General features: G+C 60.8%; 16 protein-coding genes. 2 read left to right on the forward strand and 14 right to left on the reverse strand.

The genetic code is table 11. The features are described from left to right. Nucleotides 1-2: 2 nt before the first annotated feature. From fliI to fliE, 5 genes are all read right to left on the reverse strand, one after another. Nucleotides 3-1367, reverse strand: coding sequence for a flagellar protein export ATPase FliI (gene fliI, locus PSAKL28_RS18840; RefSeq protein ID WP_038613363.1), 1365 nt, complete (start codon nt 1365-1367; stop codon nt 3-5). Then, nucleotides 1357-2118: a flagellar assembly protein FliH gene (gene fliH / locus PSAKL28_RS18845; protein ID WP_038613365.1), complete on the reverse strand. Its 762-nt coding sequence runs from the start codon at nt 2116-2118 to the stop codon at nt 1357-1359. The genes fliI and fliH overlap by 11 nt, the downstream gene beginning before the upstream one ends. Nucleotides 2119-2201: 83 nt before the next feature. Then, on the reverse strand, nt 2202-3221 hold the full coding sequence (gene fliG / locus PSAKL28_RS18850) for a flagellar motor switch protein FliG (protein ID WP_038613367.1): 1020 nt from the start codon (nt 3219-3221) through the stop codon (nt 2202-2204). Further along, the gene (gene fliF / locus PSAKL28_RS18855; protein ID WP_038613368.1) at nt 3214-4992 is read right to left on the reverse strand and encodes a flagellar basal-body MS-ring/collar protein FliF; all 1779 of its coding nucleotides are present in this window, start codon (nt 4990-4992) and stop codon (nt 3214-3216) included. The genes fliG and fliF overlap by 8 nt, the downstream gene beginning before the upstream one ends. A 15-nt stretch (nt 4993-5007) precedes the next feature. Then, nucleotides 5008-5334 (reverse strand): flagellar hook-basal body complex protein FliE, encoded by a 327-nt coding sequence (gene fliE / locus PSAKL28_RS18860; protein ID WP_038613369.1) that lies wholly within the window; start codon nt 5332-5334, stop codon nt 5008-5010. A 278-nt stretch (nt 5335-5612) separates the two neighbouring features. Here fliE and istA point away from each other — a divergent pair, with 278 nt between their 5' ends. Both istA and istB read left to right on the forward strand, forming a co-directional pair. Next, the gene (gene istA / locus PSAKL28_RS18865) at nt 5613-7127 is read left to right on the forward strand and encodes an IS21-like element IS1491 family transposase (protein WP_019364253.1); all 1515 of its coding nucleotides are present in this window, start codon (nt 5613-5615) and stop codon (nt 7125-7127) included. Between the two features lie 17 nt (nt 7128-7144). After that, nucleotides 7145-7900 (forward strand): IS21-like element ISPpu7 family helper ATPase IstB, encoded by a 756-nt coding sequence (gene istB, locus PSAKL28_RS18870; protein ID WP_003290589.1) that lies wholly within the window; start codon nt 7145-7147, stop codon nt 7898-7900. A 182-nt stretch (nt 7901-8082) separates the two neighbouring features. On the opposite strand, the gene PSAKL28_RS18875 is transcribed toward istB, so the two are convergent. From PSAKL28_RS18875 to PSAKL28_RS18915, 9 genes are all read right to left on the reverse strand, one after another. Then, a complete protein-coding gene (locus PSAKL28_RS18875) occupies nt 8083-9462 on the reverse strand; it encodes a sigma-54-dependent transcriptional regulator (RefSeq protein ID WP_038613370.1) in 1380 nt (459 codons plus the stop codon). Next, nucleotides 9459-10673 (reverse strand): sensor histidine kinase, encoded by a 1215-nt coding sequence (locus tag PSAKL28_RS18880; RefSeq protein ID WP_038613371.1) that lies wholly within the window; start codon nt 10671-10673, stop codon nt 9459-9461. Before PSAKL28_RS18880 ends, PSAKL28_RS18875 begins: the two co-directional genes overlap by 4 nt. A 204-nt stretch (nt 10674-10877) precedes the next feature. Beyond that, nucleotides 10878-12353, reverse strand: coding sequence for a transcriptional regulator FleQ (gene fleQ / locus PSAKL28_RS18885; RefSeq protein WP_038613372.1), 1476 nt, complete (start codon nt 12351-12353; stop codon nt 10878-10880). Between the two features lie 170 nt (nt 12354-12523). Beyond that, nucleotides 12524-12820, reverse strand: a complete 297-nt coding sequence (fliT, locus tag PSAKL28_RS18890) for a flagellar protein FliT (RefSeq protein WP_038613373.1) — start codon at nt 12818-12820, stop codon at nt 12524-12526. 9 nt (nt 12821-12829) lie between these two features. Next, nucleotides 12830-13225, reverse strand: a complete 396-nt coding sequence (gene fliS / locus PSAKL28_RS18895) for a flagellar export chaperone FliS (protein ID WP_038613374.1) — start codon at nt 13223-13225, stop codon at nt 12830-12832. A gap of 126 nt (nt 13226-13351) precedes the next feature. After that, nucleotides 13352-14737, reverse strand: coding sequence for a flagellar filament capping protein FliD (fliD, locus tag PSAKL28_RS18900; RefSeq protein WP_038613375.1), 1386 nt, complete (start codon nt 14735-14737; stop codon nt 13352-13354). 69 nt (nt 14738-14806) lie between these two features. Further along, nucleotides 14807-15163, reverse strand: coding sequence for a flagellar protein FlaG (locus tag PSAKL28_RS18905; RefSeq protein ID WP_038613376.1), 357 nt, complete (start codon nt 15161-15163; stop codon nt 14807-14809). Nucleotides 15164-15236: 73 nt separating this feature from the next. Then, entirely contained in the window at nt 15237-16100 is an 864-nt protein-coding gene (locus PSAKL28_RS18910) for a flagellin domain-containing protein (RefSeq protein ID WP_038613377.1), read from the reverse strand. A 262-nt stretch (nt 16101-16362) separates the two neighbouring features. After that, the gene (locus PSAKL28_RS18915) at nt 16363-17298 is read right to left on the reverse strand and encodes a ketoacyl-ACP synthase III (protein ID WP_038613378.1); all 936 of its coding nucleotides are present in this window, start codon (nt 17296-17298) and stop codon (nt 16363-16365) included. Nucleotides 17299-17690 lie beyond the last annotated feature (392 nt).

The following is a 17690-nucleotide window of genomic DNA, read 5'->3' on the forward strand; positions in this document are numbered from 1 at the left end:
TATCAGCCTGCGTCGGATTTAGGCTGGGCGAACACGCTACCGAGGTGTTCACGACTCTGCTGCATACCCACATTGTCGTTCAGGCCCTGACGCAGGAAATGCACCAGTTTTGGTTGCAGCGCGATGGCCAGGTCAGTTTCGGCATCACCACCGGCCACGTAAGCGCCAACGCTGATCAGGTCACGGCTCTGCGACAGGCGCGACCACAGCTGCTTGAACTGTTGCGCCTCGCGCATCTGCTCAGGACTGACCACCTGAGGCATGACCCGACTGATCGAGGCCTCGATATCGATGGCCGGGTAATGCCCTTCTTCAGCCAGGCGCCGCGACAGCACGATATGCCCATCGAGCACACCGCGCGCCGAGTCGGCGATCGGGTCCTGCTGGTCGTCACCCTCAGACAGCACGGTATAGAACGCAGTAATCGAACCCCCGCCTGCTTCGCCATTACCGGCTCGCTCCACCAGCTTGGGCAGCTTGGCAAACACCGAGGGCGGATAACCCTTGGTCGCTGGCGGTTCGCCGATGGCCAGGGCGATTTCCCGCTGGGCCTGGGCGAAACGGGTCAGCGAATCCATCAACAACAGGACGTTCTTGCCCTTGTCGCGAAAGTATTCGGCAATCCGCGTGCAATACATGGCGGCACGCAGGCGCATCAACGGCGCATCGTCAGCTGGCGATGCCACGACTACCGAGCGCTTGAGGCCCTCGGTGCCGAGAATATGCTCAATGAACTCCTTGACCTCACGGCCCCGCTCGCCGATCAGGCCGACCACGATGATGTCGGCCTCGGTGAAGCGGGTCATCATCCCCAGCAGCACACTCTTACCCACGCCGGTACCGGCGAACAGGCCCAGGCGCTGGCCACGACCTACGGTCAACAAGCCGTTGATGCTGCGGATACCGACATCCAGCGGCACACTGATCGGGTCGCGATTGAGCGGGTTGATGGTCGGGCCATCCATCGGCACCCAGTCTTCGGCCTTCATCCCGCCCTTGCCATCCAGCGCCCGGCCAGCACCGTCGAGGACCCTACCGAGCATGCTCATGCCCATCGGCAGGCGGCCGTTGTCAGCCAAGGGCACGACCCGTGCTCCAGGCGCGATCCCGGCGACACTGCCGACCGGCATAAGGAACACTTTGCTGCCGGCGAAGCCCATGACTTCCGCCTCGACCCGCACCGGGTGGTAGCTGTCGTCGTTGATCACCACGCAGCGGCTGCCAATCGCAGCACGCAGGCCTTCGGCCTCCAGGGTCAAGCCGACCATGCGCAGCAGGCGGCCCTCGACGACGGGCTGGGCAGGCAGCTTTACGGTGTCGGCATAGGTGCCCAGGCGCTTGCCGAAACTGGTGCGTTCAAGGCGCATGGGTGTCGTCCAGATCGACCGTCAGATCAGGCGCTGCAGGATGCAGGCCCTGGTCATGCAACTGATCGAACAGTTGCGCCAAGGCCTTGTCGATACGGGTTTCCATGGTCGCATCGATGCGGCTATGGTCGGTTTCGATTCGGCAGCCACCCGGCAGCAGCGCCTCGTCTTCGAGCAGTTTCCAGCGCTCTTCGTGACGCTCGCGCAAGGCCTTGGCCTGCTCGAAGTCCTGCGGGTTGATATGAATACGGATGTTGTCAGCGCCCATGGGCAGCAGCTTCAGAGCTTCGCGCAAAACCTGAGCGATCTGGCTGGAGTCACTGCGCAGCTGGCGGCCGATGACTTCACGGGCCATGTGCGCGACCAGGTTGACCAGGGCTTTCTCGATCTGGCTGTCCTGCTCGGCAATCGGCTCCAGCAGGTTGCCCATCAGCTGTTCGAGGCTGGCCAGTTTGGCCGCCAACGCGACTTCAGCTTCCTGACGGACCTTGAGCTGGGTGCTGTGGAAGCCTTCACGCTCACCGGTGGCAAAGCCTTCGTTGTAGGCTTCCTGACGAATGCTTTCGAGCTCTTCGAGGGTCAGTGGCTGGACTTCCTCCAGCGGCACTTCCTCGACTTCTTCCTGAACCACTTCAGGTTCGGGCTCCGGTTCAGGCTCGGGCTCGGGGTCAAAGCTGGGCAGCGCCCAGCGATTGAAGGCCTCGACTTCAGCGGCGCGAATCAGCTCACTCAGGTGCTCGTTGGTTGACATGATTGCACGCACTCAAAAAATCGCGGGGCAAGCCCGCTCCCACAGGGAAGCTCTGTGGGAGCGGGCTTGCCCCGCGATGGACTTTAGATCATCTCTTCGCCGCCCTTGCCACCGAGCACGATCTCTCCGGCTTCGGCCATACGGCGGGCGATGGTGAGGATTTCCTTTTGCGCCGTCTCGACATCGCTGACCCGTACCGGCCCTTTGGCCTCAAGGTCGTCGCGCAGCAGTTCCGAGGCACGCTTGGACATGTTCTTGAAGATCTTGTCCTTGACCTTCTCGTCGGCACCCTTGAGGGACACCACCAGCACGTCGGAGGAGACCTCGCGCAGCAGCGCCTGGATACCGCGGTCGTCGACATCGGCGAGGTTGTTGAAGACGAACATCAAGTCTTCGATCTGCTCGGAGAGATCGCCATCGATGTCGCGGATCGCGTCCATCAGCTGGCCTTCCACGGAGCTGTCGAGGAAGTTCATGATGTCAGCAGCACGCTTGATACCACCCAGGGTGGTACGCGCGGCGTTGGAGTTGCCGGAGAACTGTTTCTCGAGGATCTGGTTGAGTTCCTTGAGCGCCGCCGGCTGCACGGTGTTGAGCGAGGAAACGCGCAGGATGATATCCAGGCGCACCTTGTGGTCGAAGTTGCCCAGCACTTCACCGGCCTGGTCAGGATCCAGGTAAGCCACCACGATGGCCTGGATCTGCGGGTGTTCATAGCGGATGACGTCAGCCACGGCACGCGGCTCCATCCACTTGAGGCTGTCCAGGCCGCTGGTGTTGCCACCGAGCAGGATGCGGTCGATCAGGCCGTTGGCCTTGTCTTCACCCAGGGCCTGGGTGAGCATCTTGCGGATGTAGCCGTCGGAGCCGACACCCAGGCTGGTCTGGTCGCCGACGATCTCGACGAACTCGCTCATCACCTGTTCGACCTGCTCGCGATGGACGTTGCCCATCTGCGCCATGGCCACACCGACCCGCTGCACTTCCTTGGGCCCCATGTGGCGCAATACCTGGGCAGCGTCGGTTTCACCCAGGGACAAGAGCAGGATCGCAGCCTTGTCGACCCGGGTCAGTTTCGCGGTAAGGGCTCGGTTATCACTCATCGGCGTTGATCCACTCTTTCACGACCTGGGCCACACGACCCGGATCTTCGGCCACCAGGCTCTTGATTGCGTTGAGCTGCGCGTCGTAGCCCTCGCTCGGGCTCGGCAGCAGAATGCTTTGCGGACCACCCAGGCTCACGCGGTCGTTGGCCAGATCGCCATCCAGACCGAGCACGCCCAGTTCCATGTCGCCATCGGCACCGGCGTTTTGCTTGCCATTGCCGGTGATGTTGTTGAGGACCGGACGCAGCACACCGAACACCAGCACGAGGATGAACAGTACACCCATGACCTGCTTGATGATGTCCCAGAACCACGGCTGCGAGTAGAACGGAATCTCGGCAATCACCTCGCCACGGTCAGCGGCGAACGGTACGTTGATCACGCTGACGCTGTCGCCACGGCTGGCGTCGAAGCCCACCGCGTCCTGCACCAGGCGGGTGAAGCGCGCCAGATCTTCGGCACCCCAGGGGGCACGGGTGCTGTCACCGGTGGCCGGGTCGATCTTGACCTGATCATCGACCACCACCGCCACCGACAGGCGATTCAGGCGGCCCTGTTGCTGACGGGTATGGCTGATGGAGCGATCCAGTTCGAAGTTCTTCGTCGACTGCAGGCGTTTGTCCGCAGGATAAGGTGCAAGCATCGGCTGGCCGGTAGCCGGATCCATGATCTGCTGACCATTGGCATCGAGCAGCGGTTGACCAGGCTGGATGGCCGCCGCGGCGGTTTGTGCGCCACCGGTGGTTTGCGGTGCGGATGCCGGGCCAGGCGGCTGGTTGCTCAGCGCACCCGGCACACCTTGTGGACCCATGCTGCTGGAACGTTGTTCATTGACCGACTGCTCGCTGCGCAGCGCCGGCTGATCCGGGTTGAACTGCTCGGAGGTGGATTCGACGGCACTGAAATCGACATCGGCCGACACTTCGGCCTTGTAGCGATCATTGCCCAGCACTGGCTGCAGGATGTTATGCACACGCTGGGTAAGCATGCCTTCCATGCGCCGACTGTAGTCGAACTGCTTGCCGGCCATGGTCAGTTCGGAGTTGTTGATCTGGTCGGAGAGCAGGTTGCCCTTCTGATCCACCACGGTGACCTGGGACTTGTCCAGCTCCGGCACACTGGTTGCCACCAGGTTGACAATCGCCATCACCTGGCCGGCTTCCAGGGCGCGGCCCGGATACAGTTCGACCAGTACCGAGGCACTCGGCCGACGCTCGTCACGGACGAACACCGAGCTCTTCGGAATCGCCAGGTGCACGCGTGCGGCCTTGACGTTGTTGAGGCTGGAGACGGTTCGCGCCAGTTCACCTTCAAGACCACGGCGATAACGGGTGGCCTCCATGAACTGACTGGTGCCCAGCCCCTGTTCCTTGTCGAGAATCTCGAAGCCGACATTACCGTCGCTCGGCGCCACACCGGCGGCGGCCAGTTTCAGGCGGGCACGGGAGAGGTCGTCGGCCTTGACCAGCAAGGCGCCTGAATTGGGTTCGACGTTGTAGGGAATATCGGCAGCGGCCAGGGTTTCCATGACCTGCTTGGTGTCCATGCCCGCCAGGCTGCCGTACAGCGGACGGTAGTCGGGCTGCTGCGACCAGAGCACCACGGCAAAGCCGATGGCCACACTCGCGGCCAGACCGACCAGCAGGCCAACCTGCCGCAGCATGGGCATCTGCGAGATGTTTTCCAGGAACGACATGCCGAACAACGGCGGCTTGGGCGCTGATGCGCTGCCTTTGGCGGGCACGTTATCGACGACTGCTTCGGCCATGACTCAATCTCGCCCTTATACCGGCATCTGCATGATGTCTTGATAGGCCTGGACCAGCTTGTTACGCACCTGGGTCAAGGCTTGAAAGGATACCGAGGCTTTCTGCGAAGCAATCATCACGTCGGTCAGGTCGACCCCGCTCTTGCCGATCTCGAAGGCGTTGGCCAGTTGCGTGGAAGCCTGCTGGGTGTCGCTGACCTTATTGATGGCCTGCCCCAGCATGTCGGCAAAATTGCTTGAACCGAGCTCAGGCGCAGCTACCGCTTTCGGCATCGACATAGCGTCCATTTGCATGGCCCGCATGTCCAACATCAATCGATTAAACTCAACACCTTGGCTCATGAACTTCTCTCTCCGACGGCCCGCATTTTTTTGACACTCACGCAGCGGATACGCAGGACTTAGCAACAAAAGTGTGCGGATTCCACGGTCATCTGGCCACCCATTCCATGAGCATCTGACCACCGATTCCACGCTGATCCGGCCACCCATTCCACGCGCATCCGGCCACTGATTCCACGGCCATCCGGCCACTCAACCGGGCAGGCAGCTACGCAGGATTTCTTCACTACCATCGACCTCTTTTTCGAAGCAGAGAGGTCGTCGTGGAGCGTTTATCCATGCGTAAGATTCGCGAAGTACTACGTCTCAAGTTCGAGGTCGGACTATCAGCTCGCCAGATTGCGGTCAGCGTGCAGGTCGGTCGTGTCACCGTCGGCGACTACCTCAATCGTTTTGCCGCCAGTGGTCTCAGTTGGCCCTGTTCGTTGTCCGATGCCGAGTTGGAGCAGCAACTGTTCCCGCCGGCCCCGGCGGTTGCCAGCGAGAAGCGGCCTTTACCCGATTGGGCATGGGTGCATGCCGAACTGCGCCGCCCCGGGGTGACCCTGGCGCTGCTCTGGCAGGAGTACCGCCTGAGCCAGCCGCAGGGCTTTCAGTACAGCTGGTTCTGTGAGCACTACCGGGCCTGGCAGGGCAAGCTGGACGTGGTGATGCGTCAGGAGCACCGCGTCGGCGAGAAGCTGTTCGTCGACTATGCCGGCCAGACGGTGCCGGTTATCGACCGCCACAGCGGCGAGATCCGCCAGGCGCAGGTGTTCGTCGCGGTGCTCGGCGCGTCCAGCTACACCTTCGCCGAAGCCACCTGGTCGCAGCAGCTGCCGGACTGGCTAGGCTCGCATACCCGTTGCTTCGCCTTCCTCGGCGGCGTGCCGGAGATCGTGGTGCCGGACAACCTGCGCAGCGCGGTGAGCAAGGCCCATCGTTACGAGCCGGACATCAACCCCAGCTACCGCGACCTTGCCGAGCACTACGGAGTGGCGGTGGTGCCGGCGCGGGCACGCAAACCGCGCGACAAGGCCAAGGCCGAAGTCGGCGTGCAGGTGGTCGAGCGTTGGATCCTCGCGGCCCTGCGCAACCGTCAGTTCTTCTCCTTGGACGAACTCAACAGCGCCATCTCCGTGTTGCTGGAGCGGCTCAACCAACGCCCGTTCAAGAAGCTGCCGGGCTCGCGCCAGACGGCCTTCGACAGCCTGGATCGTCCGGCGCTGCGCCCCCTGCCGGAGCAACCCTACGTCTACGCCGAGTGGAAGAAAGCGCGGGTGCACATCGACTACCACGTCGAGGTCGATGGGCATTACTACTCGGTGCCGTATCAACTGGTGAAGAAGCAGCTGGAGGTGCGCCTGACGGCGCGCACCGTCGAGTGTTTCCACGCCAACCAGCGAGTGGCCAGCCACCTGCGCTCAATGCACAAGGGCCGGCACAGCACGCAGGCCGAGCACATGCCCAAGAGCCATCGCGAGCATGCCGAGTGGACGCCACAACGGCTGATCCGCTGGGCCGAGCAGACCGGGCCGAACACCGCCGGCGTGATCCGGCACATCCTCGAACGGCGCATCCATCCGCAGCAGGGCTACCGGGCCTGCCTGGGCATCCTGCGCCTGGGCAAAACCCACGGCGAAGTGCGCCTGGAGTTGGCCTGCCGTCGCGCCATCAGCCTCGGCACGTGCAGCTACAAGAGCCTCGAATCGATCCTGCGCCAGGGGCTGGAGAACCTGCCGCTGGCCCAGCAGCACCTGCCCCTGCTGCCGGACGACCACGCCAACCTGCGCGGCCCCGGCTACTACCACTGAACACAAGGAATCCCACCATGCTGCCCCATCCGACCCTGGACAAGCTGCAAACCCTGCGCCTGCACGGCATGCTCAAGGCGCTGAACGAACAACTGAAAACCCCGGACATCGACAGCCTGAGCTTCGAGGAACGCCTCGGCCTGCTGGTCGACCGCGAGCTGACTGAACGCGACGACAAGCGCCTGAGCAGCCGCCTGCGCCAGGCCCGGCTCAAGCACAACGCCTGCCTCGAAGACATCGACTACCGCAGCCCGCGCGGGCTGGATAAGGCGCTGATCCTGCAACTGAGCGGCGGCCAGTGGCTACGCGACGGCCTCAACCTGATCATCGGCGGCCCCACCGGTGTCGGTAAAACCTGGCTGGCCTGCGCCCTGGCCCACCAGGCCTGCCGAGAAGGCTACAGCGTGCGTTACCTGCGCTTGCCGCGTTTGCTGGAAGAACTGGGTCTGGCCCATGGCGACGGGCGCTTCGCCAAGCTGATGAGCAGCTACGCCAAGACCGACCTGCTGATCCTCGATGACTGGGGCTTGGCCCCGTTCACCGCCGAACAGCGGCGCGACATGCTGGAGCTACTGGACGACCGCTACGGCCAGCGCTCGACCATCGTTACCAGCCAGATGCCGGTGGACAACTGGCACGAACTGATCGGCGATCCGACCCTGGCCGACGCTATCCTCGACCGCCTGGTGCACAACGCTTACCGGATCAATCTGAAGGGTGAATCAATGCGCAAACGGACGCAGAAATTGACGACGCCAGCCAACCCGGACTAACAATGCCACCCCTGCGTCGCTGCGCTCCGACTGCCCGGCCGGATGGCCGTGGAACAGGTGGCCAGATGGCCCTGGAATGCCTGGCCAGATGAGAGCGGACTGGGTGGCCGGATGGCGTGGAATCCGCACAAAAGTGCCAGCTATGCGTAAAAGCCGAACAAAAAAACGAATATTCCTACCCTTCAACTGGCGTACAGACTGGCCTCGACGTCCATCCCGGCATCACGCATCTGCGCCAGCTTGTAGCGCAGGGTCCGCGGACTGATGCCCAGGCGCTCAGCCGCTTCCTTGCGCCGTCCGCGCTCGGATCGCAGGGTATCGATGATCATCTGGAACTCGTGACGGCGCATGTCATCACCCAGACCACCCGGCGCCTCAACCGCCGGCTGCGCTGGCGTTACGCTCAGCGGGGCGGCGGTAAACATCGGCATGGCACCGGCCAGACAAAAGTCCACCGCTTCGATCACCCCGCCCTGCTGCAGGATCAACGCCCGTTGAATGGCGTTATCCAGCTCGCGCACGTTACCCGGCCAGGCATACCTCTGCAGGCAAGCTTTGGCCTCAGGCGACAGGCGCACCGGAGCATGCTTCATTTTATTGACGTGACGCGCCAGCAGGCGCTCGGCCAGCGGCAGAATATCGGCGCTACGCTCGCGCAGCGGTCGCCACGCCAGGGGGAATACCGACAGACGATAGAACAGGTCTTCACGGAAACGCCCAGCCGCCACCTCGCCCGCCAGATCACGGTTGGTGGTCGCTACGACACGGATATCCAGAGCAATCGGCTTGCGCCCGCCGACCCGCTCCACTTCCCGCTCCTGCAACACGCGCAGCAGCTTGGCTTGCAGCCCCAAAGGCATTTCCGAGATTTCATCGAGCAGCAGGGTGCCGCCGTCGGCCTGTTCGAACTTGCCCGCCTGGGCGGCGATGGCGCCGGTGAAAGAGCCCTTCTCGTGACCGAACAGGGTCGCTTCGAGCATGTTGTCTGGAATCGCCGCGCAGTTGATCGCCACGAACGGCTGACTGGCCCGGGTTGATTGCTGATGAATGAACCGCGCCAGCACTTCCTTGCCGGTACCCGACTCGCCGGAGATCAACACCGTGGAATCGCTGCGCGCCACCCGCGTGGCCAGCTCCAGCAATTGCGCACTGGCCGGCTCACAAGCAACCGGGCCCTCATCAGCTACACCGGCGACCACGCCAAGGGCATGGCGCGCCACCAACTCAAGCAACGCCCGCGGCTCAAACGGCTTGACCAGATAGTCCACCGCGCCTTGACGCATGGCTTCGACCGCACGCTCGACAGCCGCATGAGCCGTCATCAACAACACCGGCAATTGCGGCTGGTTCGCACGCAAGCGGGCCAGCAACTGATGCCCATCCATGCCCGGCATATTGACGTCGCTGACCACCAGGCTGAACGCCTCTTCAGCCACAGCCTCCAGCGCCTCTTCGGCCGAGCCGACGGCACGATAAGCAAAACCACCCAGTTCCAGGGTATCGCCCAAGGCCTGACGCAGTGCCCGATCATCCTCGACCAGCAGCACCTTGATTGCCTTCATTGCTCATTCTCCATTTTCAGCGCATCAATCAGCGGCAGCGTAACCAGCGCACAGGTGCCACGACCCGGCCGCGAACGTAACTGCAAAGTACCCTGATGCGCCCGCGCCACTGCCTTTACCACTGCCAGGCCAAGGCCGGTACCGGTGGCCTTGGTGGTGAGGAACGGCTCGCCCAGACGCGCCAGCAAAGCACTGTCGATTCCTGCACCGGCATCGCTGACACACAGGCGCAGCAGCTGGCCACGGCGATACAGGTGCACCTTCAGGCGCACCGGCTCGCTGCTGGCCTGCAGGGCGTTTTCAATCAGGTTGAGCAAGGCGCCGACCAAGGTGTCGCGATTGCACAGCAACTCACCCAGGTGACTGTCGCACTGCCAGCGCACCGCATGCCCCTGGACGTGGGCCTGGGCGGCCTGCTGCAAGGCCTGGAACAGCGCCTTTGGGGTCACCCGGTCCGTCAGCGGCAGTTCGCCGCGCGCGAACACCAGCATGTCGCGCACCTGATGCTCGAGCTCATGCAGACGCTCTTTGAGACTCCCGGCAAAGCGCTGCTGAGTCTCTAGCGGCAGGCTCTGCTCGGCCAGGTGACTGGCATACAGCAAGGCCGCCGACAACGGTGTGCGGATCTGATGCGCCAGCGAGGCGACCATCCGCCCCAGCGACGACAAGCGCTCATGGCGGGCCAGCTCACCCTGCAGGTGACGGGTTTCGGTCAGGTCGTTGAGCAGCACCAGCTGGCCTGGCTCAGCATCCAGCGAACGGGTGGCAATCGACAGGCGTCGCCCATCACGCAGCGACACTTCGTGGCCGTCATCTTCACGCGGGGCGAAACTGCGGGCGATCACCTGGCGCCACAACTCGCCCACCAGCGGCTCGCCAAGCAAATCACAGGCGGCAGGATTGGCTTCACGCACAAGGCCCTGGCCATCAATGACAATGACCCCGCCCGGCAACAGATCAAGCAGATTCTGCAGACGGTTGGCCAGGCGCTCCTTCTCAGCGAGCTCGGCCATGCGCTGGGCACTGACTACCGCCAGCTCACCTTTGAGCTCGGTAACCCGGGCTTCGAGCAGGTTATAGGATTGATTCAGCTGACTGGAGACCTGGTCGAACAAGGCGAAGGCCTGTTCCAGGCCAAGACGACTTTCCTGCTCGGCAGCGTTCTGCCCCTTCGATTTGGGGACACTGGAGATGGGGGCGGCCTGGGGCATCATGCTCTCTCGCGTGGCTGACCGTCATAAAACGGTATGTTGCCTGCGTTATAGCAATAGCCGTGCCGGATAACCTGAGGCTTTGTGCCGCGAGCCGCCAGACAGAGCAGCAAAGGCCGATGAGACGGGCGCTACAGCCCTTTGAATGGTAGGGATATTGTGCACGGCGGAGCGTCCTTGCTCTCCACCCTGGCAAGACAGGCGTCAATCCTCCGCCTGTTCTTCCCCATCACGGCGGCTCATGCCGTACTTGCGCATTTTTTCCACCAGGGTCGTACGCCGGATGCGCAGACGCTCGGCGGCGCGCGCAACGATGCCATTGGCGTCATCCAGCGCCTGCTGGATCAGCCCCTGCTCCAGCCCGCCCAGGTAGTCTTTAAGGTCCAGGCCTTCGGGCGGCAGCATGGCGTGGGTAGCGAAGCTCGGCGAGCCACCGTTGATTGCCACACGCTCTTCAAGGTCCGAACGCAAGCTGTCGACCAGATGCTCGTCTTCGTCATCGACGTAGCGGAATTTCTTTGGCAGCTCCGTCACGCCGATTACACCGTAGGGGTGCATGATCGCCATACGCTCGACCAGGTTGGCCAGCTCGCGGACGTTGCCCGGCCAGCCATGCCGGCACAGGGACATGATCGCCGCCGAGTTGAAGCGGATCGAGCCACGCTTTTCGTGCTCCATGCGCGAGATCAGCTCGTTCATCAGCAACGGGATGTCCTCGACACGCTCACGCAGCGGGGCCATCTCGATGGGGAACACATTGAGGCGGTAATACAGGTCTTCGCGGAAGGTGCCCGCTTCGATCATGCTCTCCAGGTTCTTGTGGGTCGCGGCGATGATGCGCACATCGATACCCTGGGTCTTGTTGCTGCCAACCCGCTCGAAAGTCCGCTCCTGCAGCACGCGCAGCAGCTTGACCTGCATCGGCAGCGGCATGTCGCCGATCTCGTCAAGGAACAGGGTACCGCCATTGGCCAGCTCGAAGCGCCCGGCACGACTGGTGATGGCACCGGTAAAGGCGCCCTTCTCGTGACCGAACAACTCGCTTTCCAGCAGTTCGGCCGGGATCGCTCCGCAATTGACCGGCACGAATGGCGCTTCGCGGCGCTTGGAATGGTAGTGCAGGTTACGTGCAACCACTTCCTTGCCGGTGCCCGACTCGCCAAGGATCAGCACGCTGGCATCGGTATCGGCCACTTGCTGCATCATCTGGCGCACGTGCTGGATGGCGCGGCTGGTGCCCACCAGGCTGCGAAACAGGTTCGGCTCGCGCTGGCGACCGCGCTCACGGGCCTGGTCGTACATCTCGCGATAGACCTGGGCACGGTGCAGCGAATCGAGCAGTTTGCTATAGCTCGGCGGCATTTCAAGGCTGGAAAGAACACGGCGGCGCAGCTCTTCCGGCAACTCGGCAGAAGAAATTTCACCAATTAACAGAACCGGAAGGAACTCATCCCACGCAGCCACTGTCTTAAGCAAGCCCATCAGACTTGCCGGAGCGTTCACGGTCCCGATCAGGACACAGAGTACTTCACGACTGGATGACAACGACTCAACCACCTGCTGCCAGTCTTGGCTTGAGCAGGATAGATTTTCTTCGCCAAGAAAATTCAAAACCACCGCCAGGTCGCGGCGGCGGGCGCTATCGTCATCGATCAGCAGAATTTTGGTTTCACGCCACATGCAATAGCAACTTCCCTAGTCATCTCGGCGCCCTATTGTGGGCAAGCTCGACATCATTCCGACTGAACGGTCAGTGTTCGGACGTCTGAAATTTGAAAACAGCCACTAGTTAAGTCAAAAAACCGCACAGAGTCAAATTTATGGCGCCCTGTTTCTGGTTTTGCCCAGCTTCAGCTGAACAAATGGTATACCTTTGCCGCGTTTTTGGCTTGCCGGATCTGCGTCATCTCATCGACTATTGTTTGACGCTCGTCACTTGCAACCTCAATTAGTTGCCGGTACACCCTGAGCAACTCTTCAAGACTGCTACGCAATACATCTTCGTTGACCGATGCTTCGGCCAGCACATCATCGACACACAACCGGCAGTTGACGTCGAGCTCGCTGATCGCCTCCCAGTCGCGACTGGCCAGGGCACCCAGCAATGCTTCGCGGGTTTGTTCGATACGTTCGAGCACGACACTCATCACAGCCTCCTAGAGTTCGGCAGGTTGATCGCCGATTCCATCCCAACCTTCCTTGAGGGTAATCAGCAAACGGGCTACCTCATTGAGGATTTCCGGGTCGTTCTGCACGTTGGCTTCGATCAGGCGCTTGCTCATGTAGGAATACAAGCTATCGAGCTCCGCCAGCGAGTCGCCATGATTTTCCAGATCCAGACCTTCACGCAGACCGCCGACAATACCAATTGCCTTGCCGATCAGAATGCCGCGCTGGGCGATGTCATTACGCGCCATGGCGCCTTTGGCCTGGGCAATGCGGTCAAGACCACCCTGCATCAGCATTTGCACCAGTCGATGCGGGCTGGCCACCGAGGTCTGGGCCACGCCGTTGACTTTCTGGTATTGCCGAAGGGCCAACATCGGATTCATGTTCTACCTCGTCACAACTAAAAGGTTTCGTATACCGCTTATATCGCCTGGGCGTCAAAAAACTTTAGGGGAAAAGAAAAAGCCCGGCGCATCCAAAGGATGCTGCCGGGCTTTTGGCGATCAATATCACTTCTTGGCTTGAGCGTTCATGGCCTCGAAAAGCGAAGTAATACCAGCGGCCTGAGACTTGAGCTTGCCGACCGCGACGTCCATCGCGATGTACTTCTTGGTTAGCGAGTTGGTCAGACTTTCGATTCGAAAATCCAGCGCCTCCTGCTGTGAAGCCAGATAACGCTGCGAACGGTTGAGCGCATCGTTACGCTTGTCGAGCGAGCCACCCGACTGCAGGAACGGCTCAATGGCCTTGTTCATCCGCGCGATCACGCCATCTTCCTGGGTGAACAGCTTCTGTACTTCACCACCGAGCTTCTTGTCGTTCAACGCTGCCTTGAACTTGGTATCGTTGAATTCGAGGGTACCATCCTTGGCGGTGTTGATACCCAGCTGACTCAGCGAGGTCAGGCCACCACCGGTTTGCGCAACTGCCAGCTCGGAGCGTATCGCGGCCAACAACGAACGCGAGGTTGGATCACCGGTCAGCGACCCCAGAACCGTATTGCCCTCTGCATCCTTGCTCACAGCAGTCAGACCGTTAACCGTCTGGACCAAAGCGTTGTAGGCATCGACGAAGGACTGTACATCTTTCTTCAAACCGTCGCTGTTGAGGCCGACTGTCACCGTCGACTTCTCACCCTGAGCTTTCAGCTCCAGGGTCAAACCACTGACAGTTTTATCCAGCTTGTTGGATTTGCTGGTAATCGTCATGCCGTCGATCATGACCTCGGCATTGCCTGCCAGCTCACCGATACGACCAGCCGCATCACCCGCCATTACAACAGTGTTGTTGATGGCCAGCTCGGGAATACCGCCGACTGAAATATCCGACAGTTCCCCGGTAGTTGTCGAACCAAACACCAGACGCGACTTGCCACCATCATTGATGATGTTGGCGGAGATACCATCTTTGCTCAACGTGCTGTTGATGCTGTCGCGCACCGTCTGCAGGGTCGCATTGGCGCCTACTTCGACCTTGTAGACCTTGCCGTTCTGAGTAATCTCAAGGGTGCCCGGGGAAATCGGCGCGTCGGAGCCTGCGAACGTCTTACTGGCTACTCGCGAAGAGGTGGCAAGCTTGAGAACTTCGACCTGGTAGGTGCCGGCCACCGCCGAGTTATCGGCTATCGCCGTTACAGCCTTGTCATTGCTGCTGGTTGCAGCAAAGGCGAGAAAGGCTGGCGCGTCTTTGTCATTGAGCTTCTTCAACGCCGCCTGATACGTCGACAGCGCACTCTTGAGCGAGGCAACGCCAGAGATCATCGCCGAGTTATTGGCCGTCTGGCGCTTGATCTGACTCGACTTCGCCGCAGTATCAGAATCAACCAGTACTTTGACGATTGCACCAATGTCCATTCCTGAACCGGTGCCGATGCTCGCTGTAATTGGGCTTGCCATGAGTAACTCCCTCTCCGTTGCACTGCTCCCTAGCGAACAACTCTAGCGAACATTTGAATCTTTAAGGTATCAGACCTTGGCGTCGAACAGCAGACTGCTCACATCGCTCAAGCTGTGGGCGATGCGCAGCACTTCTTCCGATGGAATCTGGCGGACCAGTTCACCGGTTTCGCTGGCGATCACTTTAACGACAATTCTGCCGGACTCTTCATCCGTGGAAAATTCGAGATTGCGGCGGTTCGAGGCGAGAAACTTCTCGATATCCTTGACCGCGGTTTTCACTTGTTCAGTTTCAGACTTTTTGTCCCCGGCAGGTGCCTGGGCTTCATTAGCTGCCTGGACCACCTGGGTCGCCGCCTTGTCGGTGGCCTGTTCGGCCGGGCGTGCAGCCGGATAAGACAAGTTCAGCTTGACGCTCATATCCATGTCTACAACCTCTTAATGCAAAAAGCGGGGAAGCACCACACGTGCGCTCCCCCGCTCACAGCCGTTAAGCAGATTAGCCCAGCAGCTTCAGTACAGCCGATGGCAGCTGGTTAGCCTGGGACAGAATCGAAGTCGAGGCTTGTTGCAGAGTCTGCTGCTTGGTCAGCTGGGCAGTTTCAGCAGCGAAGTCGGTGTCCTGTACGCGGCCACGGGCCGCTTCGGCGTTTTCGTTGATGTTTTGCAGGTTGTTGATGGTGCTGGTCAGACGGTTTTGCGCGGCACCCAGGGCGGCACGGTTATCGTTGATCGCATCCAGAGCGCTGTCGATAGCGGTCATGGCGCTGCTGAAAGCAGCTTCGGCGGCAGCGCTGGTGGCACCCTTGATGTTCTTACCAGCCAGTGCAGTCAGAGCCGGGTTGGTACCACCGGTGGTCTTCATCGCACCGCTCAGGGAGATGGTGATCTGGTTTTGCGTACCGGTGTTGGAACCAACCTGGAAGGTCATGACGCCAGCGGTGCCGTCCAGCAGGTTTTTGCCGTTGAGCTGGGTGCTGTCGGCAATACGGTCGATTTCCAGCAGCATCGCCTGGAACTCTTTGTCCAGTGCGTCACGGTCAGTTGGGCTGTTCGAGTCGTTTCGCGACTGAACGGCCAGTTCACGCATACGCTGCAGGATGTTGCTCTGCTCTTGCATCGCGCCTTCAGCGGTCTGGGCGATGGAAACACCGTCGTTGGCGTTTTTGATCGCCATGGTCTGACCACGGATCTGCGAGGTCATACGGGTAGCGATCTGCAGGCCAGCGGCGTCGTCTTTAGCGCTGTTGATTTTCAGGCCGGAAGACAGGCGGGTCATCGAGGTGCTCAGTGCATCGGAAGCACGGTTCAGGTTTTTCTGAACGCCCAGAGAGGTGGTGTTGGTGTTAACGGTCAAAGCCATGACGAATTCCTCGTTGGATTGGGTACTACGGCTTCCGGCCTTGGCAATTCGCCGAGGGTGGCACAGAGAACCTTCGTAGTAGTTATCGTCGTCAGGGCGGGTTGCTTTAGCGGATTTTCAAAAAAAATTACTGGCATCCTGCCACCCCAATGAAATCGGGGGCTTCTGACCTCACCCCCTTTACTGCAGGAGCCTTGCGCAGATGCGCCACAAATAAAAACGCCGCCCGGGAAACGGCGGCGTTTTTTATTGCATACGACGGTCAGTCGCGTCGTTCGATGATCGCAGAGCCCCATGACAGCCCCACACCAAAGCCACTCAAGGCGACGCGCTTGTGCTGCGAGCCAAGCACATGTTTTTCCAGCAGCAACGGGATGCTGGACGACACGGTGTTACCGGTCTCACTCATGTCCTTGACGAACTTATCCCTGTGCTCGCCTTCCTTGAAGCGCGCGGACACGGCATCGACAATCGCCGCGCTGCCCTGATGCAGGCAATACAGGTCGATATCCTCGGCTTGAAGCTGGCTGGCTTCGAGCAACTGCTGCAGATGAGCCGGGACCTTGACCAAGGCGAAGTTATACACCTGGCGCCCGTTCATGAAGAACTTGCCATCGGTGGTGCGCAGGTGCTCGGCGCCGCCGCCATCGCTACCGAACAGTGACTTGCCGAGCTGCCAGGCGGCGCCCTCCCCCATCCACGTCGCCGTTGCGGCATCGCCGAACAGCATGGTCGTGTTGCGATCTTCAGGGTCGACGATCTTCGAATACGGATCAGCAGTGATCAGCAGGCCGTTCTTCAGACCTGCAGCTTCCATAAAACCTTTCATGGCATAAATGCCATAGACATAGCCGGAGCAACCCAGCGAGATATCAAAGGCGGCAACCGTGGTCGGCAGGCCCAGCTTGTGCTGGACGATCGCGGCGGTATGCGGCAGGCCTTCGGCATCACCGTTCTGGGTGACGACGATCACCACATCGATAGCCGCCGGATCAAGCGCCGGGTTGGCAGCGAACAACATCCGGGCGGCCTCGACGCCCAGGTCGGAGGTTTCCTGGTCAGCTTCCTTGCGCGGCAGGAAGGTGGAACCGATCTTGCCGAAGATGAAATCCTGGTCCTTGCCGAACTTCGCACCCTGGGCGTAGTTGTCGACACCCTCTACAGGTACGTAACTGGCGATGCTTTTGATGCCAATCATTGTGGCTTCCCAATGGAAAAGGCGAAAATTCACGGGCTTTGCGACCAAGGCCTATGCCTTGCACGGCGCGTCGACGTGGCTGCCCGCTGACTCAACAGATTAGAGATGCACGTTTCGACTGCCAAGTCACGCAATCTTGCACCGCATGTCTGCGGACCCAAAAATCACCCCGGCCAACCGGCCAGAGGCCATCATTCAATGTACCGGCCGACGCACCACTGGGCTTGGGCGCATATCTTGCGTATTCAAGGTTGATCAGGGGATTACCCCTGAAACGATACAGGACACCTCAATGAAGGTCTGCTACACCTATCGAGGATACCTGTACCACCTGCCGGGTTCGATCAATCAAGTCATGGAGAAACGACCGATTGTCGCTGAGCCGCAGAGCT

Origin of the sequence: Pseudomonas alkylphenolica, from assembly GCF_000746525.1 — a bacterium.
GTDB lineage: Bacteria > Pseudomonadota > Gammaproteobacteria > Pseudomonadales > Pseudomonadaceae > Aquipseudomonas > Aquipseudomonas alkylphenolica.